The organism is Altererythrobacter sp. C41 (assembly GCF_016803135.1).
In the GTDB taxonomy this organism is placed as follows: Bacteria; Pseudomonadota; Alphaproteobacteria; order Sphingomonadales; family Sphingomonadaceae; genus Pelagerythrobacter.
The window spans coordinates 173848-197141 of record NZ_JAEVFE010000005.1 but is presented as its reverse complement, the minus strand read 5'-3'; the positions used below and the strand labels follow the sequence as shown (position 1 = coordinate 197141).

The 23294-nt window shown below is 64.0% G+C and carries 21 protein-coding genes; 14 read left to right on the top strand and 7 right to left on the bottom strand.

Going from position 1 to position 23294, the window contains the following annotated elements:
- Nucleotides 1-78: 78 nt before the first annotated feature.
- On the bottom strand, nucleotides 79-1356 hold the full coding sequence (locus JNO53_RS11075) for an MFS transporter (protein WP_203110917.1): 1278 nt from the start codon (nucleotides 1354-1356) through the stop codon (nucleotides 79-81).
- 115 nt (nucleotides 1357-1471) lie between these two features.
- Between JNO53_RS11075 and JNO53_RS11070 the strand changes: the two genes are divergently transcribed.
- The 4 genes from JNO53_RS11070 to JNO53_RS15515 are packed head-to-tail and all read left to right on the top strand — an operon-like array spanning nucleotide 1472 to nucleotide 6962.
- A complete protein-coding gene (locus JNO53_RS11070; RefSeq protein ID WP_203110915.1) occupies nucleotides 1472-3205 on the top strand; it encodes an alpha/beta fold hydrolase in 1734 nt (577 codons plus the stop codon).
- Nucleotides 3202-4515, top strand: coding sequence for an MFS transporter (locus JNO53_RS11065; protein ID WP_203110913.1), 1314 nt, complete (start codon nucleotides 3202-3204; stop codon nucleotides 4513-4515). The genes JNO53_RS11070 and JNO53_RS11065 overlap by 4 nt, the downstream gene beginning before the upstream one ends.
- Nucleotides 4516-4532: 17 nt before the next feature.
- A complete protein-coding gene (locus JNO53_RS11060) occupies nucleotides 4533-6137 on the top strand; it encodes an FAD-binding oxidoreductase (protein ID WP_203110911.1) in 1605 nt (534 codons plus the stop codon).
- Nucleotides 6138-6140: 3 nt separating this feature from the next.
- Entirely contained in the window at nucleotides 6141-6962 is an 822-nt protein-coding gene (locus tag JNO53_RS15515) for a cupin domain-containing protein (protein ID WP_203110909.1), read from the top strand.
- Between the two features lie 36 nt (nucleotides 6963-6998).
- On the opposite strand, the gene JNO53_RS11050 is transcribed toward JNO53_RS15515, so the two are convergent.
- From JNO53_RS11050 to JNO53_RS11035, 4 genes are all read right to left on the bottom strand, one after another.
- Complete coding sequence (locus JNO53_RS11050) at nucleotides 6999-7658, bottom strand: hypothetical protein (protein WP_203110907.1); 660 nt, start codon at nucleotides 7656-7658, stop codon at nucleotides 6999-7001.
- Between the two features lie 13 nt (nucleotides 7659-7671).
- Entirely contained in the window at nucleotides 7672-8508 is an 837-nt protein-coding gene (locus JNO53_RS11045; RefSeq protein WP_203110905.1) for an alpha/beta fold hydrolase, read from the bottom strand.
- A gap of 37 nt (nucleotides 8509-8545) precedes the next feature.
- On the bottom strand, nucleotides 8546-9451 hold the full coding sequence (locus JNO53_RS11040; protein WP_203110903.1) for a VOC family protein: 906 nt from the start codon (nucleotides 9449-9451) through the stop codon (nucleotides 8546-8548).
- Between the two features lie 94 nt (nucleotides 9452-9545).
- Nucleotides 9546-10754: a CaiB/BaiF CoA transferase family protein gene (locus tag JNO53_RS11035; protein WP_203110981.1), complete on the bottom strand. Its 1209-nt coding sequence runs from the start codon at nucleotides 10752-10754 to the stop codon at nucleotides 9546-9548.
- A gap of 93 nt (nucleotides 10755-10847) precedes the next feature.
- Between JNO53_RS11035 and JNO53_RS11030 the strand changes: the two genes are divergently transcribed.
- The 8 genes from JNO53_RS11030 to JNO53_RS10995 all read left to right on the top strand — a co-directional run bounded on the left by JNO53_RS11030 (nucleotide 10848) and on the right by JNO53_RS10995 (nucleotide 18338).
- Nucleotides 10848-11795, top strand: coding sequence for a hydroxymethylglutaryl-CoA lyase (locus JNO53_RS11030; protein ID WP_203110901.1), 948 nt, complete (start codon nucleotides 10848-10850; stop codon nucleotides 11793-11795).
- Entirely contained in the window at nucleotides 11792-12478 is a 687-nt protein-coding gene (locus tag JNO53_RS11025) for an isochorismatase family protein (RefSeq protein ID WP_203110899.1), read from the top strand. Before JNO53_RS11030 ends, JNO53_RS11025 begins: the two co-directional genes overlap by 4 nt.
- Nucleotides 12471-13373, top strand: coding sequence for a polysaccharide deacetylase family protein (locus JNO53_RS11020; protein WP_203110897.1), 903 nt, complete (start codon nucleotides 12471-12473; stop codon nucleotides 13371-13373). The genes JNO53_RS11025 and JNO53_RS11020 overlap by 8 nt, the downstream gene beginning before the upstream one ends.
- Nucleotides 13370-14296: a polysaccharide deacetylase family protein gene (locus tag JNO53_RS11015; protein ID WP_203110895.1), complete on the top strand. Its 927-nt coding sequence runs from the start codon at nucleotides 13370-13372 to the stop codon at nucleotides 14294-14296. Before JNO53_RS11020 ends, JNO53_RS11015 begins: the two co-directional genes overlap by 4 nt.
- A 6-nt stretch (nucleotides 14297-14302) precedes the next feature.
- Nucleotides 14303-15679: a 3-isopropylmalate dehydratase large subunit gene (gene leuC / locus JNO53_RS11010; RefSeq protein WP_203110893.1), complete on the top strand. Its 1377-nt coding sequence runs from the start codon at nucleotides 14303-14305 to the stop codon at nucleotides 15677-15679.
- Nucleotides 15676-16260 carry a 3-isopropylmalate dehydratase small subunit gene (gene leuD, locus JNO53_RS11005; protein ID WP_203110891.1) on the top strand — a complete coding sequence of 195 codons (585 nt, stop codon included), beginning with the start codon at nucleotides 15676-15678 and terminating at the stop codon, nucleotides 16258-16260. The genes leuC and leuD overlap by 4 nt, the downstream gene beginning before the upstream one ends.
- 13 nt (nucleotides 16261-16273) lie before the next feature.
- The gene (locus tag JNO53_RS11000; protein ID WP_203110889.1) at nucleotides 16274-17128 is read left to right on the top strand and encodes an isocitrate lyase/PEP mutase family protein; all 855 of its coding nucleotides are present in this window, start codon (nucleotides 16274-16276) and stop codon (nucleotides 17126-17128) included.
- A gap of 67 nt (nucleotides 17129-17195) precedes the next feature.
- The gene (locus JNO53_RS10995) at nucleotides 17196-18338 is read left to right on the top strand and encodes an alcohol dehydrogenase catalytic domain-containing protein (protein ID WP_203110887.1); all 1143 of its coding nucleotides are present in this window, start codon (nucleotides 17196-17198) and stop codon (nucleotides 18336-18338) included.
- A gap of 63 nt (nucleotides 18339-18401) precedes the next feature.
- On the opposite strand, the gene JNO53_RS10990 is transcribed toward JNO53_RS10995, so the two are convergent.
- Both JNO53_RS10990 and JNO53_RS10985 read right to left on the bottom strand, forming a co-directional pair.
- The gene (locus tag JNO53_RS10990) at nucleotides 18402-19127 is read right to left on the bottom strand and encodes a hypothetical protein (protein WP_203110881.1); all 726 of its coding nucleotides are present in this window, start codon (nucleotides 19125-19127) and stop codon (nucleotides 18402-18404) included.
- Nucleotides 19128-19524: 397 nt separating this feature from the next.
- Nucleotides 19525-20148 (bottom strand): helix-turn-helix domain-containing protein, encoded by a 624-nt coding sequence (locus JNO53_RS10985; RefSeq protein ID WP_203110879.1) that lies wholly within the window; start codon nucleotides 20146-20148, stop codon nucleotides 19525-19527.
- 143 nt (nucleotides 20149-20291) lie between these two features.
- On the opposite strand from JNO53_RS10985, the gene JNO53_RS10980 reads away from it, so the two are divergent.
- Together JNO53_RS10980 and JNO53_RS10975 are read left to right on the top strand one after the other, a co-directional pair.
- Nucleotides 20292-22271: a serine hydrolase domain-containing protein gene (locus JNO53_RS10980; protein ID WP_203110877.1), complete on the top strand. Its 1980-nt coding sequence runs from the start codon at nucleotides 20292-20294 to the stop codon at nucleotides 22269-22271.
- Nucleotides 22271-23278, top strand: coding sequence for a dipeptide epimerase (locus JNO53_RS10975; protein ID WP_203110875.1), 1008 nt, complete (start codon nucleotides 22271-22273; stop codon nucleotides 23276-23278). The genes JNO53_RS10980 and JNO53_RS10975 overlap by 1 nt, the downstream gene beginning before the upstream one ends.
- The last annotated feature ends 16 nt before the right edge of the window (nucleotides 23279-23294 follow it).

Below are 23294 nucleotides of genomic sequence, written 5' to 3'. Positions count from 1 at the left end.
TATCAAATGGTGAGGGGCTATGTGTCAAGCACATTTCAATGGACGGCTGAATCTTCACAAAAACGCCTTCGACAGACGCTACCGTTCGCGCCATTTCGGATAGGGGCCCAGGAGGAGCAGAAGTGCCCCGCCGATCATTACGCTGATCGTGCCCATGATTAGCGCCTGGTGATAAGTTCCAAGACTATCAAACATATATCCGTAAACTACCGGGCCCAGTCCGCCCCCCAATGCGATGACGGTGTAGAAGCAACCATAGATCACGCCGTAATTGCGCTGCCCGAAATAGCGGGAAATGAGGAAGGCCAGCAGATCGAATTCGAAGCCCGCGCCGAAGCCCAGGAACATCACCGCGAGGTAGGCCGACTGGCTGCTCAGACTGTCGCCGGTGAGAAGCCAGCAACCGGTCGCAGGTATGGCGAGGACGAATACGGCGCAAAGAGGAGCCCAGATACGATCCAGGAGCCACCCCCCGACGATCCGCCCGGCTATGACCGCCAATCCGAACGTTGCGGCGATGCGGCCGATCTCCGTGAGCTCGAAGTCGAAAGTCTTCAGAATGTTTTCGAGATTCGGCGTGGGGGCAGTCAATGCGAAGGCTATCAGGAAGAAGGCTCCGGCAAGCACCCAGAAATGCATGCCGCGCAAAGCCTCCTTCAAGGTCAGCCCATATTCGTCGTCGTTCGGGCTCGCATCCTGCCGAGTGGCGCCCGGGGCATCCTCACCCGCTCGCTCCGCGGAGGCCTGCTTTTCGCGGAATAGCCACAAAATGACCGGGATGCCGATAACGATCGGCAAGATCCCGACGCCGAGGAATGCCGCGCGCCAGCCGAAATCCTCGATGATCCAGGCGGTGAAGGGCTTGATCAGAAACCCGGTGATTCCGGTGCCGGTACTGGCGATACCCAGCGCCAGCCCGCGATTTCTGTCGAACCAGCCGTTTACCACGCGCGTCCAGGTTGCCGACAAGGTTCCCGCGCCGAGGAGCGACATCACCGCCCATTGGCCGTAGAACAGCATCAGCGAGCCGGTACTGAAGGCAAGGCTCATGAAGCATAAGCCGAACAGCAGCAACGAGATGATCGCCACGGGCCGTGCGCCGTAACGGTCCACGGCGAATCCCGCGAGCGGGCTCGATACCATGACAACGGCGGACTGCACGCCGATGCTCGCCATCATCGAGGCGAAGCTCCATCCGAACGCGCGCGACAGTTCCGGCGCGAACATGCCGATGGTGTAGAAGGGAATAGGGCTGAGGCCCACCGCCGCCCCGACCATGGCGGCGAACACTACCAGCCAGCCCCGCCGATTTCCCGATGACGGTCCCGTCATCGGGCCTGAAACCGTGGCGAACATATTTCTTACTCCGGGCTGGACAAGTTTATGACGTTGCAGCACCATAAGTCATATAGTTATATCAAAACCGCAAGCATAAGTTTTCAAAGTCAATCCCCTTAGCCCGGAAAGCCGGATGGATGCGCAGCGAATGACGATTCCAAAATCCCATTGTTTGAAGGAACTTGGCGGTCAGGTTCAGCGCTGCATCGACGTCGACGGGCGCGCCTTCCACTATCGGACGATGGGGCAGGGGCCGGCGGTGGTGATACTGCACGACTCTCCCCGATCGTCGAGACTGCATCTCGAAACGATGCGCGGCCTGTCGGATCTCTATACCGTCTACGCATTCGATACCCCGGGTTACGGCAACTCCGCTCCGCTTGAGAAGCCCGAGCCGGCCATCGCCGATTTCGCGGCCGCGCTTTCGGCGGCAATCGAGACATTGGGCCTTCGGGGCGTGCCGCTATATGCGACCCATACGAGCGCCAAGATAGCGCTGGAATACGCCGCCCGCTTTGCCGAACCCGCGCGGTTGATCCTCGACGGCCTGTCCACCCCCCAGTCCGCGCCCGACCTGGCGTTTATCGAGCGGTACATGCGCCCGATGCGGCTCGACGACGACGGCGGCTATCTTGCGGTGGAATGGACGCGGATGCGCGACATGGTCCGCTGGTTTCCCTGGTTCCTGCGCGAGCCGGACAAGCGCATGCCGATCGACGCGCCAACGGACGAGTGGCTATCCGATTATGCAATCGATTTCCTCTCGGCCGGGCCCCACTACTCGTCGGCCTATGCGGCCGCGATGCGCTACGATCCCATGGCGGCGCTGCGCGATGTTGCCTGTCCGACGCTGATTGCCGCGCGCAGCGACGACGTGCTCTATCCGCATCTCGATTTCGTGCCCGTCGAGGAAAATCCCGCCCTGACCGTCGAGCGGCTGCCGGCGGATCGTTCGGCCTGGCTGCACTGGCTCAAGCAATCACTGCGCGTGGAGAACGATGCCAGTGTTTCGCGCAGCGGCCGCGTGCCGCTTCCGGCCCGGACCGCCTGCTTTGTCGATCTTCCGCACGGGCAGATGCTTGTGCATCGCCGAGGGGAAGGCACCGATACGCCTCTGCTCATCCTCGACGCGCCCACGACGCTGCAGGCCCGCCGATGGCAGGAACTGTTCTCTGAACGGCCAACACTGGTTCCGGAGCTGCCCGGGTTCGGAGAATCATCGCCGCTGCCGTCTCCTTCGTTGAAAGCTGCGGTCGACGCGCTCGCCTTGATGCTCGACGGTCTTGCGATCGAGAGCGTGGATCTGCTCGCATCGGGCTTTGCCACGCCGCTTGCGGCCACCCTGGCGCATCACCATCCCGATCGTGTCCGCAGCGTGACCCTCGACGGCTGTTTCCAACTCGGCGATTCCGCAGCGGGCGAATTTGCGGAGCGCCTTTGTCCGCAGTTTCCGTTCGACGGGCTCGCGGGGGCCCATCTCCACCGGTATTGGCACATGCTGCGCGACATGAGCGCCAACTGGCCGTGGCACTCCGGGGATGCCGACACACGGCGGCGGGACGAGCCGATTCTGTCGGCTCCCGAACTTCATCAGGCGCTTCTCGGCATCCTTAAGCAGCCCGCCCGCTATGGCGATATTGCCCGCGCCGGCTGTCTGGTGCGGACCGCCGAGCGCTATCCGGCTTTTCCACAACCCGCTCTGCTCTTCCATCGCGCCGGAGACCCCGCCCATGCCGGGGCACCCGCGCTTCAAGCCGGCCTTCCCAATGCCGAAATCCGTGAACGTCCCGCCCGATGGGATGACGCGGCACGGCTCGTCCGCGAGCTGCTCGACGGACATGCGGCGGCACAGGAGAATGCCCAGTGACTTCCGCCCACATTTGGCCGCGGCGCAACTACGCATGGTACGTGGTCTCGCTGCTGACCCTTGCCTATGCGCTGGCGATTCTCGACCGGGTTTCGATTAGCCTGTTGATCGAACCGCTGCAGGCCGATCTGCAGATAAACGATACCGAATTCGGGCTGCTGCAGGGGCTGGCGTTCAGCTTGTTCTACAGCGTCCTGGGTCTGCCGCTCGGCATGTGGTGCGACCGCGCCCGCCGGGTGCCGCTCCTTTCACTCGGCCTGTTCCTCTGGAGCGCGGCGACAATGGGCTGCGCCTTCGCCGACAGCTTCGGCGAACTGTTCTTCGCGCGCATGCTAGTGGGTGTGGGCGAGGCGGCACTGGTGCCATGCGCAGCGTCGCTCATCGCGGACTATTTCGACCCCCAAACCAGGCCCAAGGCCTATGGCACCTTCGTCACGGGCAGCTCGCTGGGTACGGCGGCGGCAATGGCGCTCAGCGGCCTGTTCCTGGTCATCGCCGACAAGCTGATCAACGGCTACACCCTCTTCAGCGAGATGGCGGAATGGCAGATCGTGTTCATCCTGTGCGGCCTTCCGGGCGTGCTCCTCTCGCTCATCCTGATCTGCACGGTGAAGGAGCCGAAGCGGCAAGGAGTGCAGCAAAGCACGGCCCGATTCAGCCTCGCGCCGGTGATGGAGCTTTTTCGCAAGCGTCCACTCGCCCTCGGCTCGCTGATGCTGGGCACGGTCCTCAATCTGGTGTGCGTCTACGCCATCATCGGCTGGTTTCCTGCCCTGTTCATTCGCGTCCACGGCTGGGAAGCGGCGGAGACGGGCTGGATACTGGGTGCCGTCGGCATGCCGATCAGCATCTTCGCCGCGCTCAACAGCGGCTGGGTCATTTCAACCCTGTTCAAGCGCGGCCACCGCGATGCTCCGATGCTTGCGGCGATCGCCGCGGCACTGTCGATGGTCGTATTCGGAACGTTCGCCTGCATCGTGCCGTTGGCCTCGCTGGCGCTGGTTGGTTACGGTCTGAACGCGCTGTTCGTGAACTGGAATATTTCTGCGGTCTACTCGGGCATTGCGCAAATCGTCCCGAACGAACTGCGCGGCCAGGTCATGGCGCTGCACACCATCTGTTCCGGCCTCATCGCGCTGACCGCGGGCAATTTCATCGTCGGCTTCCTGTCCGATAACGTTTTCACCGGGGCCGCCGGCATTTCCTGGTCGCTCGCCCTGGTCTTCTTCGGCTGCGGTCTGGCGGCGACCGTCGTGCTGTTGGCGGGACGCGCTGCGTTTCGCGCCGCTACCTACGATCACAACGCTTAACGAAAGAGAGGAATGCGATGCACGCGAAGTCCACGTGCGACCACGGCCGATTGACGGATCGGTTGCGCGATATTCTGGGTGACGACGCCGTTCTGACCGACGAGGACAGCCTGTGCCTCTATTCGGCGGACCTTTACGCTCCGGGCGAATTGGCGAGCGCGGTGATCCGCCCTGCCTCGATCGAGCAACTGAGCGCGGCCATTCGCGAGGTCGCTGCGGCCGGCCTGGACCTTCTGCCCAGAGGAGGGGGGCTGACCTATGTAGGTGGCTACGTGTCGCGGACAGCGGGCGCCGTAGTCGTCGACCTGAAGCGCATGAATCGCATCGTCGAGATCAATGAGCAGGACATGCTCATCACGGTCGAAGCGGGCGTCACCTGGAAACAGATCTACGATGCGTTGAAGCCGCGCGGTCTCCGCTTGCCTTTCTTCGGCACCTTCTCGGGCCGCGGGGCGACGGTGGGCGGCGGAATGTCGAACGGCGCGCTTTTCCTTGGCACGGCGCGATATGGAACGGCAGCGGAGATCGTTCTCGGCATGCAGGTGGTGCTGGCGGACGGATCGGTTCTCCACACCGGTCAGACGGCGATCACGACTGCCGAACGCTCGTTCACCCGCACTTTCGGTCCGGATACGACGGGCCTGTTCACGCATGACGCGGGCGCACTGGGGATCAAGGCGGAGTTGACGCTGCGCATGATTCACGCACCCACGCATACCGATTATCTGTCGTTCGGCTTTGCCGACCGGGCCTCGGCTATCGAGGCGATATGCGAGATCGGCCGTCGGGAACTGGCGGAAGACGCCTATGTGATGGATCCTGACAAGACCCGCCAGGCGCTGGCGGCACCCAGCGATCTCATCAAGGACGGCAAGACCCTGATGAAAGTGGTCGCGCAGGAGCGCGGTCTGTTCCGCGGGATCAAGGCCGGCGTCCAGCTCGCGATGGCGGGGCGGGACTTCATCGAGGAGGGGTGTCACTCGCTTCATCTCGTGCTTGCCGGGCGCAGTCGGGAAGCCGTCGAGGCGGACATGAACCTCGCGCGCAGCGTTGCGGCGGAGCTGAACGGCAAGGAACTCCCCAATTCCATCCCCAAGGCCGGCCGCGCCGATCCCTATTCGAACCTGGACGCCGTTCTGGGGCCGACGGGAGATCGCTGGATCGCACTGAACGCCAAGGTTGCGCACAGCGATGCCCGGAAGTTGGCGGACGCGGTGGAAGACCTTCTGGCTCGACACAAGGTCGATTTCGAAGCGCACGGCGTCGTCGTGTCGCGCCTGTTGACGGTAATCGGCAACCACGTCTTCAGCTACGAACCGGTGTTCAACTGGCACGATAGCTGGCTGCCGATCCATCACGCCACGGTCAGCGAGGATATGCGCGGGAAGGTTGCAGAGCCCCCGGCCAATACCTCCGCACGCGAGCTCGTCTTCAAGGTGCGCGGGGAGCTGATTGACCTGTTCGCGAAATTTGGTGCGCAATCCAACCAGATCGGCCGCACCTATCGCTATGCGGACGTTCTGCGGCCTGAATCGTTGGCATTGCTGAAGGGCGTCAAGCGAACGGTCGATCCCGAGGGCCGAATGAATCCCGGCGCGCTCGGGCTCGAAACGGAGGTCTGAACCGTGGCCCGTCCGTATATCGAGTTCGTTCAATGCCAGAATATCGACTGGGAAGAGCTTGACGACGGGACACAGGTGAAGCGGTTGAATGTCGATCCCGTCGATGGCGAGGAAACCTTGCTCCTCCGCTACCCGGCGGGATTCGAACGCGTTGGAGGAGGTAAGGAACCGCAGGCCGACGAGTTCTTCGTCCTCGATGGCGAGGTGCGGATCGGGGCCCGTTCATGCGGCTATCACGCCTACGGCTTTGTGCCGCGAGGAGCCGCACGCGAAGCGCGGTCGAGCGAGGGCGGAGCGACCTTGCTGGTATTCCGGCACGGTCGCACCGATCCGAACAGCGTCGAAGGGGTGGCCGAGAGTATCGCCCTCGACGCACCGGCGATGCCGTGGGACGTTTCCACCTACGATCCCAAGCTCACTCATCTGCGTCTCGCACGCAAGATTCTGCGGCTCGGCCCGAACGACAGTTGCCGTACCTTCCTGCTCGCGGGCATGCCGCACGGCGTGCCTCCAGTGGACAGGCTGCCCGCGGAGACCCACGACCACTGCGAAGAGATGTTCATGCTGGCGGGTGAAATGTGGGCCCCCGAAGGGCGTATGCGTCAGGGCGCCTACTTCTTTCGCCCGCCCGGTATAGTGCACGGGCCGCATGTATCGGAGAGCGGGTTTTTCCAGATCATGCGCTCGCCGGGCGTGAACGCGATCAAGACAAACTGGTCCGATACGCCAAGTCCACTGCCCATCGGCGCTCCTTACGCGCCCGTCATGCCCGAAGGCACGCCGGAGAGCTGGCGCCGTGAATGGACTGGGGAAGCCCCTTACTGATCCCGGTCGGAGGACCGGGATCAGAGCGCGCGAGGATCAGACCGGCGTCGCGATCCCGAGAAAGGTCGCGGCGAGTACCAGAACCCAGATCGCGAGAACGGAAATGCGCGCCCGTCCATTGACGGCGGCAATCGTCGCGTCGGTCTCGCGGGTCGGCCCGGTCGCCACCATCGTCCGGATCGCAACGAAGAGAGGAGCCAACTGGCGTCGCACGATCAACCCCAGTCCCACGCATAGCGCGAGGATGCACAGCTTTGCCGCGATGAAGAAGGGAATGGTGATCGCGCCGGCAAGACCTGCGAGGCCCGCACCGCCGAACCCGAGCAGCGCAGCGTAGCGTATGGCGATATCCACGCGCCGAATTCCGTCACCTTTCCCATGCGCAAGATGAACCGCCCAAGCGATAGTGAGCCACAGGAGAAACGCGACATTGGCGATCGCCACGACGTCGCCCGGCAACTGCAGCCAGCCCTTGACCCATGCCAGCGTCAGCCCGGTCGGAAAGGCCAGGATCAGTGCGGTCCGCGGCGCCATGTCGATGTTGTTGAGGATCTTCACCGCCATCATGCGTTCGGCCACGGACCGCTTGGGATCGGTCATGAATGTGGAGCCGTAGAAGGCGCCCAGATCGCCGCCCAACCAGTAGATGGCGATACACAGATGCAGGAGAGTCAGCAGGGCTATGCCGGTATCCATCACCTCTCTCCTCTCAGGCTGCGGTGTTGAAGAAATCGGTGATCACCGCCTTGCGCCGAGCGGCGAAGTCCGGCGCATCGAAGCGCGGCAAGGCGGCAAACGCGTTGTCGCCCGGAACCAGCGCGGCCATCTCTACCGTGCTGTCGTAGAGCGGGTCGTTCTCCCCCGCCATCAGCAGCGCCGGGACCTTCAGGGCCGCGAGCCGGTCGCGGCCGTCCCATTTGAATGCGGCGCGATAATTGAGATGATAGGTTTCGTTCGCCTTCATCACTTCGGTCACCCACGCGTGAAGGTCGGCCGCACTGCCGAGGCCGTTGTCGCGGCGCCCCTCGCGAGTGCGCTTGTACCAGGGAAAGAACAGGTACTGATCGCGGCAGAACTGGAAGATCCGCGTCAGATAGGCACCCTCGCGATCGGGCACGAACGGGAACGCGTAGTTGGCGAGAATCTCTTCCAGCTCTTCGGGTGACATCCAGCTCACACCGTCCAGCACGACGTGGCTGATGCGGTCGGGGGCCATCAGCGCCAGTTCGGTGGCGATGGCCGCGCCGGTATGGGAACCGTACAGTCTCACGCGTTCCAGCTTCATTGCGTCCAGGAAACCGAGGGCCGCCCGCGCCAGTTCGGGGATCGACGGCTCACGGTCGAACAGCGCCTCACTGTCCCCATTCCCCGGCGTGTCGGGTGCGAAAACCTCGGCATCCGCGGCGAGGTCCTGGATCAACCCGACGAGCTGGCGCGAGCTGCCCGGCGATGCATGCAGCGCCACGACCGGCTCCCCCGAACCGGCGCGACGGTAATGGGTCTGGCCGTGCGGCAGATCGACGAAACCCCGCTTGATTGTATTCATGTCACTGTGCTCCCGATCGAATGGCAAAGAGAGATAGTCAGCTTCCCCACGGAAGCGCGTCGCCCTCGATGACCTCGAGCAGCGCCCCTTCGGGTGTCTTCAGAACGCCCACTCGCGCGCCGCCATACAGCGGCCCGCCGCGCGGCACCGGCGGCGATACCCAATGCCCTTCCAGCTTCTGGAAATCGGGATGGACCATTGAAACGATCGCCACGCCGGGGGGCAGGGCGCCGGGATGGGCCGGTCGCCGAACGGCACCTTCGGGGTACTGATCGGCCTCGAGGAAGACCTGCCCATTCCATTTCGCGGTGACGAGTTCGTGCCGATCGTCTTCGGGCAAATCGAAAGCGAGCGAGATCATGGAGTAGCGGATCGCGACCGGATCAGTGACCTCGAGCGCCAGCACGTCGGCCATCCACCGGGCGGTCGCCCGCAAGTCGGGACACGCGAGGACGAGAATGAACGGGCGATCGATCAGCGATTGGGGCTGCGGCAGGCCGCTGGACGGGTCGTCGACCCGAATCTCGGTCAGATAAACGGTCTCCTTGTCCGGCCCGCGCACCTGCATCGGCTTGACGTTGGGAAATCCGTCGAGCGGCTTGGGAGGGCCGATGACGTCGAACACGCCGGAAGTCAGCATCCGCTCGTTCACGGCCTCCACATCCTGCACGCAGATTTCGATGGCGGCCCAGCCATATGTGCGGATCGGCAGGTACGATGGAACCTCGTCTCCCTCGATGAAGCGGAGAAAGATCGGGCTATCCGAAGCGGGCTTCATGATCGCGTAGCGCCGGCCGGCGCTCGCGGGGGTTCCCCACGCGGCCGCGAGATCCGCGGCCACGACGCCGTCTTCGACCACGTCGTAGTCGAACCAGCGAGCATAGCGCGCGACGGCGTCGTCGACAGATTCAACTACGTGCGTGGCGCATTTCAAGAGGGTCATTTCCCCGCTCCCTTCCCTGGTGCCAGCCGCCGGATAGCGAGTTGCGCACGATTTGACATAGAGAAAATACAATTGAGGCGCGAGTAGGCGCCGATCAGTTCTCCTCGCCCGCCGCGGGTCGCGTCGATCCGATCACCTGCCGGGCAAGCAGTTCCGCGATTTCGGCATCGGAGTAGCCAATGTCGGCGAGGATCTGTTCCGCGTCGGCTCCGGGATGCGGGATATCGCGCCGGACGCTTGGTAAAGCTCCATCAAGTTCGACCGGCGTCGTAGGCAGTTTCACCTTTCGCCCGTCGTTGAGTGTCAGGTCGACCAAAGTGCCATTGGCGTTGAGGTGGGTGTCGTCGAACAGATCCTCCGGCCGCGCGATCGGTGCGAAGGCAACGGCCGCGGCTTCCAGCTTGGCCAGCAGGTCGGCGCGGGTGTGCCGGGCCATGATATCGCGAACGACGGGCAGGATCACGTCGCGCGCTTTGACGCGGTCGTTGTTCTTCTCGAAGGCCGGATCGCTGCCAATCGACCCCAGATCGAACGTGCCTACGAAACTCTGCCACTGGCTGTCGCTGACCACACCGATGAAGACCTGTTCGCCCGGATGCGCGGTTTCGAAGACGTCGTAGATCGCCCAGGCGGAAACGCGATCCGGCATCGGACGCGCAGCCTCGCCCGTAACCGCCATCTGCGCCATGTGCTGTCCCACCACGTAGGCCGTGGTCTCGTAGAGGGAGGAGCGGACGACGGCGCCGTTCCCGCCTTCCTGGCGGCGCAAGAGTGCGGCCATGATCCCGATCGCGCCGAACATGCCGCCTGCTATGTCGATGACAGATGCGCCCGCTCGGAGAGGGCGCCCCGGCGGACCGGTCATGTAGGCAAGGCCGCCCATCATCTGCGCCACCTCGTCCAGGGCGGAGCGATGTTCGTAGGGGCCGCTCAGAAAACCCTTGGCGCTGTAATAGATCAGCCCCGGGTTGCTCTCCGGGAATCCGTCTGGGCCAAGTCCCAGTCGCTCCAGCGCACCTGGTCGGAAGTTCTCTATCAACACATCTGCCTCGCCGATCAGTCGCTTTGCGACGGCGAGGCCCGATTCGCTTTTCAGGTCGATGCAGATGCTGCGCTTGTTCCGATTGAACATCGGGAAGTAGCCCGCACCAGATCCCAGCAGTCTGCGTGTGCGGTCTCCGCCCAGCGGCTCGACCTTGATCACGTCGGCGCCCAGGTCCGCCAGAATCGCACCGGTCGATGGCCCCATGACCATGTGGCTGAATTCGACCACCCGGATTCCCTGAAGGGGGGGGCTTTCCATAAGATGCTGCACATGTGCTCCCTGCTGCGCTCTCGACATTCGAGATTTAATTGATATATACGCAATACATATGGGATCAAGGCAGGAACTCCAGTGGAAGTTTTGATCAGTGAGGTTGGGCCGCGGGATGGCTTGCAAAGCATCGCCCAAATTTTACCCACCGAGGCCAAGAAGAAATGGATCTCAATGGCTTGGGAGGCAGGAGTCAGGGAAATCGAGGTCGGCAGCTTCGTGCCGGCAAAGCTTCTGCCGCAGCTCGCCGACACAGCGGAAATCGTGCGCTATGCAACGCAAATCGAAGGGCTGACAATCGCGGCGCTGGTCCCCAACGCGCGCGGAGCGGCCGATGCGATTGCCGCCGGCGCGCACAAGATCACACTGCCGCTGTCATGCAGTGAAACGCACAGCCTGGCGAACCTGCGCCGGACGCACGCGCAGGTCATCGAAGAGGCGCGGCGCATCGGGGAGCTTATTCGTGAGCTTCCGGAAGGTGAGCGCCCGCACTTCGAGGGGAGCCTGTCCACGGCATTCGGATGCACGCTCGAAGGCGAGGTGCCCCAGGCGAAAGTCCTGGAACTGGCGGAAGCGCTGCTGGAAGCCGGCTGCGACGAAGTCGGGCTGGCGGACACGACCGGTTACGCCGACCCGCGCTCGGTGCAGACCATGATCAGGGCACTGTGGAGCGCGTTCGGGAAAGGGGCGCTCACCGGCATCCACCTTCACAACACGCGCGGGCTCGGCATCGCCAACGCCTTCGCCGCGTTCGAAGCCGGCCTCACCACCTTTGACAGTTCGCTGGGCGGGATCGGCGGTTGTCCCTTCGCGCCGGGCGCGAGTGGGAATATCGTGACCGAAGATCTGGTCTTCATGTTCGAGGCAATGGGCGTGAAGACGGGAATCGATCTGGAAGCACTTTTCGCCGTCCGCGAATACCTGCAGGGCGTGATCGGCGACGAACCCCTTTACGGTTTCGCCCCGCTTGCGGGGCTGCCGCTGGGTTTCACCCCTGCAACCATCGACCGGACAGGAGCAACCGAATGACGCTGATAGGCACGCGCATGATCCGCGAAGACAAGACCGCGCGGCAGATATTCGAAGAAGTGATGGCCAACCCGGCGCGCGCCAAGTTCGGCTTCGGGCGGAAGCTCGCGATCGTGAACGTGGACGTCCAGAACGCCTATACGCGGATCGACGAATTCAAGACCGCTTACGAGACTGACCCGCGTCAGATCGAATATATCAATACCCTGTCGGACCTCGCGCGATCGCGGAACATGCCCGTCATCTGGACGCATGTTGCCTATGCCGAGGACGCCTCGGATGCCGGCGTATGGGGTACGCGTACGAACACGCCCGACTCGCTGCAGAATATAAAATACGGCAGCCGCCGCCATGCGTTCGACGATCGGTGCCGGATCGATCCGGCCGACACGATCTACGACAAGCGCATGCCCTCGGCCTTCTTCGAGACTCCGCTGCAAAGCCTGCTCGTCTGGCACGGCGTCGATACCGTCGTCGTGACCGGCGGCAGCACGTCGGGCTGCGTCCGGGCCACGGCCGTCGATTCGCTCAGCCGCGGCTACCGCACGATCGTTCCGATCGAAACCTGCGCGGACAAGCATGAAAGCTATCACTTCGCGAACCTGACCGACCTTCAGCTCAAGTATGCGGATGTCGAGCCCGTGCAAACGGTGATCGATTGGCTGGAGGCGCGCGATGCGTGAAGGCGAGGGCGATCCAGGTCTCTACGATTACGTTCCCTATAGGGCGCGTCCGCGGATCACCTGGCCGGGCGGCAAGCAGATTGCCGTGTGGGTTTCGCCCAATCTCGAGTTCTACGAACTGGATCCGCCGGCGAATCCTCACCGAAAGAGCTGGCCCAAGCCGCATCCGGATGTCGTCGGATACAGCCACCGGGACTATGCCAACCGCGTCGGCCACTGGCGGATGGCCGAGGTCATGGAAAAGCACGGCTTCAAGGGCAGCGTGTCCCTGTCGGTCGCCCTTTGCCAGCACGTGCCGGAGGTCGTCGCCCATGCCAACGAACTGGGATGGGAGTTTTTCAGCCACGGCATTTACAATACCCGCTACAGCTATGGGATGGATGAAGCGCAGGAACGCGCGATCATCGAGGATTCGATCCGCACGGTTCGCGATGCGACCGGCCAGACGATCAAGGGGTGGCTCGCTCCGGCGCTGACGCACACCCCGCGCACGCTCGATCTGATCGCCGAATACGGCATGAGCTACACTTGCGACCTCTATCACGACGATCAGCCGATGCCGGTGGCGACGAAGTCGGGACGCCTGATCTCGATGCCCTACAGCCTCGAGGTCAACGACCACTACGGCTTCTTCATCTACAACATGAGCCCGCGTGAATATGCGCAGACGCTGATCCGGCAGTACGAACGGCTGGCCGAGGAGGGCGAGGCTTCGGGAACCGTCATGTGCATCCCCCTGCACAGCTATCTGATCGGTCAGCCGCACCGTATCGGACCGTTCGAAGAAGTGCTGCGCCACATTGCGGCCGACGGGCGTGCATGGATCACGCGCAGCGGCGATATTGCCGACCACTATCTGACCCACCATGCGGATCTCGCGGGAGGCAAGGCATGACCCTCGACCCCGGCTATCTCGAATATCCGATGCGCCGCCACGGCATGGATCACGACCTCTATTCCTGGTCGAACCTGTTCGAACGCGCGCCGATCTCCTGGCCGAACGGCAGCAAGGTGCTGACCTGGATCGTGATCGATCTCGAATGGTTCCCGATCGTGCCGAACGACAAGCCGTTCAGGGCTCCGGGCCATATGCAGACGGCCTATCCCGATTATCGCCATTACACGTCGCGCGACTACGGCAGCCGGGTGGGCGTCTACCGGTTGCTGGATGCGCTCGAAAAAGCGGGGGCGCGAGCCAGCATCGCCGCCAACGCCGCAATCGCGGCGCGCTATCCCGCGCTCATCGCGGACATCGTCGCAGCTGGGCACGAGATCATCGCCCATTCGACCGATATGAACGGAACCATCGCGACCGGTGTGGACGAGGACGACGAGCGACGAATCATCGCAGACACTCTGAGCGAACTCGAGAAGGCCACCGGGACCCGTCCCACCGGCTGGCTTTCCATCGCCCGGTCGCAGTCCTTCAACACGCCCGCGCTCCTGGCCGAGGCCGGGCTGAGCTACATGTGCGACTGGGTGAACGACGATCTGCCCTATCGCATGCGCACGCCCGAGGGCCCGATACTCAACTTGCCGCTAAACCATGAGTTGTCGGATCGGCAGATCCTGAACGTGCAGCAGCAGAGCATGGCATCCTACTGCCAGCAGATGCAGGACGCCTTCGCCTGGCTGGCAGGCGAGGCCGAAACGTTTGGCGGACGCATGCTCAGCCTCAACGTCACGCCCTATATCACCGGCCTTCCCTACCGCATGGCGGAGTTCGACCGGTTGCTGCAGTGGCTGGCCGCGCAGCCGGGCCATGGCTTCGCCACGGGAGGCGAAATCGCCGCGGCGGCGGGGCCGCAGATCGATTGATCGAGCATGTCTCGCAGCCTCTATGACAAGTTGTGGGACGCGCACGTCGTCGTCGATAGCGGCGACGGCAAGGCGCTGCTCTACATCGACCGGCATCTCCTGCACGAGGTGAGCACGCCGCAGTCGTTCGAGGCGTTGCGTGAAGACGGTCTGGAGGTGCACCGGCCCGGAACCCAGCTCGCCGTCGCCGATCACTCGGTTCCGACGCATGACCGCAACCTAGCGATCGACGATCCGCAGGCCGCGGCTCAAATCGCACTGCTTGAGCGCAACTGCGCCGAGTTCGGGATCGCGTATCTGCCGCTGCAAGGGAACGATCAGGGCATCGTGCATGTCATCGGCCCGGAACAGGGCTTTACCCTGCCTGGGATCACACTCGTCTGCGGCGACAGCCACACCTCGACCCATGGCGCGTTCGGCGCGCTCGCGTTCGGCATAGGGGCATCCGAATGCGGCACCGTGATGGCGACGCAGACGCTCTGGCAGACCCGCGCCCGAACGATGCGCGTGACCTTTACGGGTGCGCTGCAACCCGGCGTATCGGCGAAGGACATGGCTCTCGCCTTCATCGCAGCGGTCGGTTCTTCGGGCGGCACGGGCCACGCGGTCGAGTTCGCCGGTGAAGCGGTCGAGGCGCTCTCGATGGAAGGCCGAATGACCTTGTGCAACATGGCGATCGAGGCGGGCTCGCGGACCGGTCTGGTCGCTCCGGACGAGAAGACGTTCGCCTACCTCGAGGGGCGCCCCCGCGCACCTTCGGGAGAAGCGTGGGAAGCGGCAGTCGCTCACTGGCGCACGCTCGCGAGCGACGCGGATGCCGTTTTCGACCCCGAGATCGTGATCGCAGCGGGTGAGATCGCCCCACAGGTAACGTTCGGCACCAGCCCCGATCAGGCCGTCTCGATCGACAGCGCGCTCCCGGGAGATGGTGCCCTGAAGCGGCCGATGCAGTACATGGGGCTTGCCGCGGGAGCCGCGATCGCCGGTTTGCCCATCGACCATGCGTTCATCGGCAGTTGCACGAACGGCCGGCTGGAAGACTTGCGGGCGGCCGCGTCAGTCATTGGGGGAGCTCATGTCGCCGATGGGGTGCGCGCCCTTGTGGTGCCGGGCTCGATGCAGGTGAAACGCCAGGCCGAGGCCGAGGGGCTCGACCGTGTCTTCAAGGCCGCGGGCTTCGAATGGCGCGAACCCGGCTGTTCGCTCTGTGTCGCCATGAACAGCGATCGTCTGCCTGCGGGCGCGCGCTGCGCTTCCACCTCCAATCGCAATTTCGAAGGCCGGCAGGGCGCGGGCGCCCGCACGCATCTGATGAGCCCCGCCATGGTCGCAGCCGCCGCCATTGCCGGCCGGATCGTGGATGTTCGCGAGGCGCTCGCATGAACCGGCTGGAACGGGTGGAGGGGCAGGCGATCTCGCTGCCCGATGCGGACGTGGATACGGACGTGATCTATCCGGCGCGCTTTCTCCTCATTACCGAGAAGAAGGGTCTCGGCCGCTATGCCTTTGCCGACCGACGTGATGAACCCGGTTTTCCGATCGGAGTGGGCAACGACCGCCCGATCCTGATCGCGGGCCCCAATTTCGGCTGCGGATCGAGCCGCGAGCAAGCCCCCTGGGCGATCGGAGACCTGGGTATCCGGGTCATCGTCGCCGAAAGCTTCGGGGAGATATTCTATTCGAACTGCTTCCGGAACGGCATGCTGCCGATCCGGCTCGAGCGGGATCGGGTGGAGAGTTTGCGACGGATCGCCGAAGCGAACGGAACGATCCTGGTCGACCTGAAGGCAAAGACAGTGGTTGCGGGCGATCTAGCCTCGATTTCCTTCGAGGTTGCCGACGACCGCCGGCAGGCCCTGCTCAACGGATGGAACGACACGACCCGCATTCTCGCTCTTCACGCGGCTGACATCGCGCGTTTCGAGGCGGCACAGAAACGCGCCGCCCCATGGCTCTGGACATAAGGAAGCAGTTTTCATGACCGACACCCGCCTGCGCGACAAGCTCGCGGCCGGAGACTTCTTCGTGGTGCCCGGCGTTCACGACATGATCGCGGCCGTCATCGCGGACAAAGTCGGTTTCGACATCGTCTATGGCACGGGATACTGGCTGACGGCGTCGGCGTGGGGCCTGCCCGACGCCGGGCTCGTGACCTATACGCAGATGCTGGATCGCATGGCCACGCTGAAGCGCACGAGCAAGGCAGCACTGATCGCGGACGCCGATACGGGTTTCGGCGGGCTGCTGAACGTCCATCACACGGTCAAGGGATACGAAGCGGCGGGCGTCTCCGCGATCCAGATAGAGGATCAGGAGTTTCCCAAGAAGTGTGGCCACACGCCCAATCGCCGGGTGATCCCGGTCGAGGAGATGGCGGAGAAGATCAAGGTCGCTGCGGACACGCGTGAGGACATGCTGATCATCGCCCGCAGTGACGCGCGCCAGTCGGAAGGCATGGACGCCGTGCTGCGCCGGCTGGAGGCCTATGCCGAGGCCGGCGCGGACATCCTTTTCCCGGAAGCGATGGAAAGCGAAGAAGAGATGCGCAAGGTCTGCGCCGCTTTCGACCTGCCGGTGATGGCCAATATGGCCAACGGCGGATCTACCCCGATCCTCAAGGCCGACGTGCTGACGGACATCGGCTATGCCTTTGCGATCTATCCGGCCCTGTCGAGCCTGATCGCAGCCTCCGCCATGGAGACCGCCTTCGTCAAACTGCGGGACGAGGGAGACGGCGAACCCGCCGACATGCCGATGTTCGATTTCCGGACGTTCTGCGAAATGATCGGCTTTCGGGAAGTCTGGGATTTCGAACGGAAGTGGTCGAAATAGTCCGCGCGCCTCGTTTCGCGGTCGGCTCCGACCCACCTTCAATGACGTTTGCAAGAGGATGAATGGGATGCAGATCACCGCCGCCGTACTTGAGCGCTCGGGAGACAATCCTCGCCCCTATTCGGACGAGGCGCCGCTCAAGCTGACCGGGCTGACTCTCGATCCGCCGGGGCCGGGTGAACTGCTGGTCCGCATCGACGCCGCTGGCCTGTGCCATTCGGACTTGTCGGTCATCAACGGCGATCGTCCGCGTCCGATGCCGATGGCGCTGGGGCATGAAGCGACGGGGATAGTCGAGGGTCTCGGCTCGCCCGACGAACGACAGTTCGCGATTGGCGACCGGGTCATCCTCGCCTTCCTTCCCTCATGCGGCGAATGCGCGGCGTGCCACGGCGGCGAGCCCTACATGTGCTCCGAGGGTGCCGCCGCCAACGGAGAAGGGCGCTTGCTGAATGGCGGGCGCCGCCTGCATGATGGCTGCGGCGGGGACGTGCACCATCACCTCGGCGTTTCCGCGTTCGCGACGCATGCCGTCGTCGATCGCCGTTCGGCCGTGAAGGTCGCTCCCGATATTCCGCCACACATCGCGGCACTGTTCGGCTGTGCAGTGCTCACGGGCGCTGGAGCGGTGATCAACTCCGCCCAGTTGCGCGCCGGCGAAAGCATCCTGATCTACGGCCTGGGCGGAGTGGGTCTGTCCGCATTGCTTGCAGCTCGTGCGGCCGGTGCGGCCATCCTGTGCGCCATAGATCCTTCGGCGGAGAAGCGCGCACTTGCCGAAGAACTTGGCGCCATCGCCTTTGGTCCGGAGGAAGCGGCCGAGCGCCTGCCTGCGCTTTTCCCCCAGGGGGGAGCGGATGTGGTGATCGAAACGGTTGGGAAGGCCGCAGTGCTCAAGGCTGCCTACGAAGCCGGGCGGCGCGGTAGCCGCATCGTAACCGTCGGTCTGCCGAACCCTGCCGAGCGGCTGGACATTCCAGCCGTTTCGCTCGTGGCGGAGGGGAAGACCCTGATCGGTTCCTACATGGGATCGGCCGTTCCGGCGCGAGACATACCCCGTTACATCACGATGTGGAAAAACGGACGGCTGCCGGTCGAAAAACTTCTGACCTCGATCAGTCCGCTCACGGAGATCAACGGTCTGCTCGACAAGCTCGCCGACGGCAAAGCGATCCGTCAGGTCATGGTCCCGGATCTGCAGGAGAGCTGATAGCCGGCAGGGCTGCGGTATTCCGCGTCGCCGGCGCTACTTGGGCCGGCGACGCGGCAGTGCTCAGCGCCGGGTCAGTTCGGTAAGCTCGTACCAAGTCTGCATATAGCCTCCGACGCCGCCCTTCAGGAAAATGGCGTCGTCGTCGGCCGTGACCCACACGTCATAGTCGGGATGCGCACCGCTGGTCGTCGCCATGCCGCCATGTTCATCGGAAAAGCGGTAATGATAGGCGTCGAACGTGCCGGCCGCGACCGTCACCGTCTCTTCGCCGACATAGGCCAGTTCCATGTTGACTTCGTCGAGCAGTGGGGGTGTCGCGCCGCGATGGTCCGGGGAGGGCAGGAAGGTGCGCAGGGCGCGCTGGTGTGGTCCTTTGGAACGGTCCATTTTCTTCGTGATATAGGCGTCGCCCGAAATAGGATGCGTGCCAAAACCGTCATACTTGCCAACGATAGGCAGGCGCTGTGAGATTCTTCCGATCGATGGTCCGAAGCTCTCGCATTCGATCTCGTTTTCGAGAATGCGGAACAATCCCGCCCCCATGAATTCGTCACCGATCATCAGCCGGACGAAGCAATCCGTCGGCATGTCGTTAGCGTCCAGGCTGTAGGTGATGTCGCGCAGAACCGTCGGATCGGGTTCCTCGATCTCGCACAGCGCGCGCAGGGTCCGCGAGCCATTGCTATGCTTCGTAAAGGTGAAATACTCGCGGCCGCGCTCCTGGCCTTCACGACCAGGTTTACGGGAAGTGTAAAGAATCTTTCCGCTTATTGTGCTGTGCTTCATTTCTCTCTCCGTGGATGGATGACTATCCCTGGTTCATTGCCGGACGACCCAGGCCGGCGGAACACGATCGATTTGGAAAAGCGACGCGCTTTGCGTGAGCGGATTCCGCCTCTCACACTGTTCCTCAAGGCATAAGTTATGAGTCTATTGTGATATGTTTTAAGCTTAGAATTTTACTCGTAAATCGGCCCTTGGAAAAGGCATATCCACCATATTATGACATATTCTTATGTCAATAACAGGTTGGTCTGAGGCGATAGCCGAAAACGGCCGTGGAAATGGCGGCTATGATCTGGAATTTTGTGGGCCGGGCGAGAAAATCCCAGAGCTACGGCATGTATCCGTAAGGATGGTTCGAGCCCGGCGGGCTCACCACCTCCCTGATACCGCGGCCGGATCAGCCGTGGAGGTTCATCAGCGAATCCATCAAGCCTTCGTCGGCGCTTGAGCAGACGCCGAGAACGAGCGCTTCCTCGCAGCCTTTCGCGACCACGTAGGCATGGCCCATCGACGAATCGAGATAGATGCTTTCCCCGGCCTTGAGCAGGACGGGGTCGTAGAATTCCGAATGCACCTCGATCTGGCCTTCGAGGACGTAGATGAATTCCTCGCCCTGGTGGCGGACGAGGTCGCCGAATTCGCTGGCGCTGTGCGCGCGGATGCGGGTGATGATCGGGATCATGCGCTTCTGGCGCAGATCGGTGCAGAGGTAGTGGTAATCGTAGTTGTCGGTGGTGACGCGCACCGCCTGGTCCAGCGTACCGATGCTGCGCCGGCCGGTCACGCGCGGCGCGCTCTCCTCCGCGCCTTCCGCGAACAGGTCGGACATGCGGATGTTGAGCCGCTGGCTGAGCTGCTGGAGCTTGTCATAGCTCAGCGTCAGGCGGTCATGCTCGACTTTCGAGAGCGTCGACACGGGGATGCCGGACCGGGCGCTCATCTCCTTGAGCGTCCAGCCGTTTCGCGAGCGGATGCCGCGCAACACCGTTCCCAGCGTCGGCGGATCGGCAGCGTCCGCCATCAAATCTTCCAACTCGGGTTTGACAATTTTCCAATCAGGATCATTATGTCCCCATCGGGCCAACAACTGTTGTTCCTTGGTAAGGGCTCGCCGAAGATGCTGCAAGGTGTCACGAGCGGAGCCGTAGGGGAGGGGAAAGAGCGATGCGTTTTGTTCGCAAGCTGATGATCGGTCTGGCCGCGCTGCTGGCGTTGCCCCTGGTAGCGCAGGGGCCGGTGCCGCAGCAACCGGCGGAACAGCCGGAGAGCTCCGTGCCGCCGGCGTCGGCCGCACAGACCGAGCGTGCCGAACTCGATGCGGCCGACGTCGAGGCCTGGCTCGACGGCTTCATGCCGTTCGCGCTTGATCGCGGGCAGATTGCCGGCGCCGTGGTCGTGGTCGTGCGCGGCGATGGGCCGGTACTGCAAAAGGGCTACGGCTTCGCCGACGTCGCCACGCGCAAACCGGTCGATCCGGCGACCACGCTGTTCCGGCCCGGTTCGGTGTCGAAGCTGTTCACCTGGACGGCGGTGATGCAGCAGGTCGAGGCGGGCAAGCTCGATCTCGACGGGGACGTGAACGCCTATCTCGACTTCGAGATTCCGCCGTACGAGGGCGAGCCGATCACGCTGCGCCACATCCTGACCCACACGGCCGGTTTCGAGGAATCGATCCGCCACCTGATCAGCAGCGACCCGGATGCGGTCATGCCGCTCCAGGCCTATGCGCGCGAGGCGCTGCCCGAGCGGGTCTTCGCGCCCGGCACGACGCCCGCCTATTCCAACTACGCCACCGCGCTCGCCGGATATATCGTCGAGCGGGTGAGCGGAGAGCCGTTTGACGACTATGTCGAGCGGCACATCTTCGCGCCGCTGGAAATGCGTTACGCGACCTTCCGTCAGCCGCTTCCGGCAGCGCTGCAGCCGTTCATGTCGAGCGGCTATCCGACGGTGGCCCAGAAGGCGAAGCCGTTCGAGATCGTCATTCCCGCACCGGCAGGCAGCCTGTCCGCATCGGGCGCGGCGATGGGCAAGTTCATGATGGCGCACCTCAACGAGGGAGGGGCCCTGCTGCAGCCGGAGACTGCCCGGACGATGCACGATTATCGTGCGCCGGGCGTGGGGCCGCTCAACACGATGGCGCTCGGCTTCTACGAGCAATGGGTCAACGGCCGCCGGGCGATCGGCCATGGCGGCGATACGGAGTGGTTCCACTCGTACCTCTGGCTGTTCCCGGAGGACGACATCGGGCTGTTCGTCTCGGTCAACAGCGCGGGCAAGGAAGGGGCGGCGCAGGCGCTGCGCAGCGCACTGTTCCACGAATTCGCCGACCGCTATCTGCCCGGCGCGGACCCGACCGCACGGGTCGACCCGGAGACTGCGCGTGAGCATGCCGCGATGTTGGCGGGCCACTACGTGTCGAGCCGCGGTTCGTTCACGAACTTCATGAGTGTGCTCGGCCTGCTCAGCCAGATGCAGATCGTGGTGGGCGAGGATGGCAAGATCGCCATGCCGGCGCTCGATGGCCTCAGCGCCGCTGCGCGCGACTGGGTGGAGGTCGAGCCGTTCGTCTGGATAGACACTGCCACCGGTGAGCGGCTGGCTGCCGAAGTGAAGGACGGCCGCGTCGTTCGCGTAAGCACCGATGCGGTCTCGCCGTTCATGGTGCTCGAACCGGCCGCGGCAGGCACGAACGGCGCATGGCTGGTGCCCGCACTGCTTCTGGCCCTGACGCTGGTGCTTCTCGCCGCGCTCGCCTGGCCGGTGCGTGCGCTGGTTCGCCGGCACTTCCAGGCGACGTTTGCGCTGGAGGACCATGCCCGCAAGGCGTGGCGCCTGTCGCGGATCTTCGCCTGGCTGGTGCTGCTCGCGGTCTTCGGCTGGGTCATGCTGGTGGTGACCTTCATGGGCGACATCGGCAGCCTCGGCGGCCCGCTCGACTGGCTCATCATCCTGCTGCGCGTGCTGACGCCGGTGGCGACGATCGGTCTGCTCGCTGCTTCGGCATGGCACCTGTGGCTCTGCTTCCGCGACGGGCGGCGGTGGACGATGAAGGTCGGCGGCGCCCTGCTGGTTCTGGCGGCGCTGGTGCTGGTCTGGGTGACCTTCGCCTTCAATCTCTACGGCTTCTCGATGGTCTATTGATGGCCACGCGAGACAGGCGGAAACTGGCGCTCGACCTTCGGGTCGAGCGCTTTCCCTATCACCAGCCGTTCCGCATCTCCGGCCATGTGTTCAGCGAGACTGCACTGCTCGTCGCGGAGATCGTGGACGGCGAGCATCGCGGGCGGGGCGAGGGTGCGGGAGTCTATTACCTCGGCGACGACGCCGACCACATGCTCGCCGAGGCCGAACGGGTGCGGAGCGCGATCGAGGCGGGGGCAACGCGCGACGACCTGCAGGAGCTGCTACCGCCCGGCGGCGCGCGCAACGCGCTCGACTGCGCCTACTGGGATCTGGAGGCGAAGCGCACCGGCAGGCCGGTGTGGGACTTGGCAGGCCTCCCGGAACCGCGCCCGCTGCGCTCGACGCTGACGCTCGGCGCCGACACGCCCGAGGCGATGGCAGCTGCCTCGCGCGCGATCGACCCGCTGGCGCCGGTCAAGGTCAAGCTGACCGGCGACGTTGACGAGGACGCGGCCCGTGTCGCGGCGATCCGCGCAGCGCGGCCGCAGGCATGGATCGGCGTCGATGCCAACCAGGGCTATCGGCGGGAGACGCTTCCGGCCCTGCTCGAGGTGCTCGTCGAGCATCGAATGGCGGTGCTCGAACAGCCGCTGCCCCGCGGGCAGGAGAGCGATCTGGACGGACTGAAGCGCCCGCTGCCTTTCGCCGCGGACGAGAGTGCACTGTCGCTCGCCGATACGCCCTCGCTGGTCGGGCGATTCGATGTGGTGAACATCAAGCTCGACAAGTGCGGGGGGCTGACGGAGGGGCTCGCGATCGCGCGCCAGGCACGGCAGCTCGGGCTCGAGGTCATGGTCGGCAACATGATGGGCACGAGCCTGTCGATGGCGCCTTCCTACCTCGTGGGCCAGCTCTGCGACATCGTCGATCTCGACGGGCCGACCTTCCTCGCGCGCGATCGCACGCCGGGCGTGCGCTACCGCGATGGCATGATCCACTGCTCGCCGGAGGTCTGGGGGCATTAGTTGGCGGATATGTCCT

Excerpts from the sequence above, each read along its gene's own strand:
- JNO53_RS11075 (WP_203110917.1), bottom strand. The coding sequence starts at position 1,356 with ATGTTCGCCACGGTTTCAGGCCCGATGACGGGACCGTCATCGGGAAAT.
- JNO53_RS11070 (WP_203110915.1), top strand. The coding sequence starts at position 1,472 with ATGGATGCGCAGCGAATGACGATTCCAAAATCCCATTGTTTGAAGGAA.
- JNO53_RS11060 (WP_203110911.1), top strand. The coding sequence starts at position 4,533 with ATGCACGCGAAGTCCACGTGCGACCACGGCCGATTGACGGATCGGTTG.
- JNO53_RS11050 (WP_203110907.1), bottom strand. The coding sequence starts at position 7,658 with ATGGATACCGGCATAGCCCTGCTGACTCTCCTGCATCTGTGTATCGCC.
- JNO53_RS11045 (WP_203110905.1), bottom strand. The coding sequence starts at position 8,508 with ATGAATACAATCAAGCGGGGTTTCGTCGATCTGCCGCACGGCCAGACC.
- JNO53_RS11040 (WP_203110903.1), bottom strand. The coding sequence starts at position 9,451 with ATGACCCTCTTGAAATGCGCCACGCACGTAGTTGAATCTGTCGACGAC.
- JNO53_RS11035 (WP_203110981.1), bottom strand. The coding sequence starts at position 10,754 with ATGGAAAGCCCCCCCCTTCAGGGAATCCGGGTGGTCGAATTCAGCCAC.
- JNO53_RS11025 (WP_203110899.1), top strand. The coding sequence starts at position 11,792 with ATGACGCTGATAGGCACGCGCATGATCCGCGAAGACAAGACCGCGCGG.
- JNO53_RS11020 (WP_203110897.1), top strand. The coding sequence starts at position 12,471 with ATGCGTGAAGGCGAGGGCGATCCAGGTCTCTACGATTACGTTCCCTAT.
- JNO53_RS11015 (WP_203110895.1), top strand. The coding sequence starts at position 13,370 with ATGACCCTCGACCCCGGCTATCTCGAATATCCGATGCGCCGCCACGGC.
- leuC (WP_203110893.1), top strand. The coding sequence starts at position 14,303 with ATGTCTCGCAGCCTCTATGACAAGTTGTGGGACGCGCACGTCGTCGTC.
- leuD (WP_203110891.1), top strand. The coding sequence starts at position 15,676 with ATGAACCGGCTGGAACGGGTGGAGGGGCAGGCGATCTCGCTGCCCGAT.
- JNO53_RS11000 (WP_203110889.1), top strand. The coding sequence starts at position 16,274 with ATGACCGACACCCGCCTGCGCGACAAGCTCGCGGCCGGAGACTTCTTC.
- JNO53_RS10995 (WP_203110887.1), top strand. The coding sequence starts at position 17,196 with ATGCAGATCACCGCCGCCGTACTTGAGCGCTCGGGAGACAATCCTCGC.
- JNO53_RS10990 (WP_203110881.1), bottom strand. The coding sequence starts at position 19,127 with ATGAAGCACAGCACAATAAGCGGAAAGATTCTTTACACTTCCCGTAAA.
- JNO53_RS10985 (WP_203110879.1), bottom strand. The coding sequence starts at position 20,148 with ATGGCGGACGCTGCCGATCCGCCGACGCTGGGAACGGTGTTGCGCGGC.
- JNO53_RS10980 (WP_203110877.1), top strand. The coding sequence starts at position 20,292 with ATGCGTTTTGTTCGCAAGCTGATGATCGGTCTGGCCGCGCTGCTGGCG.
- JNO53_RS10975 (WP_203110875.1), top strand. The coding sequence starts at position 22,271 with ATGGCCACGCGAGACAGGCGGAAACTGGCGCTCGACCTTCGGGTCGAG.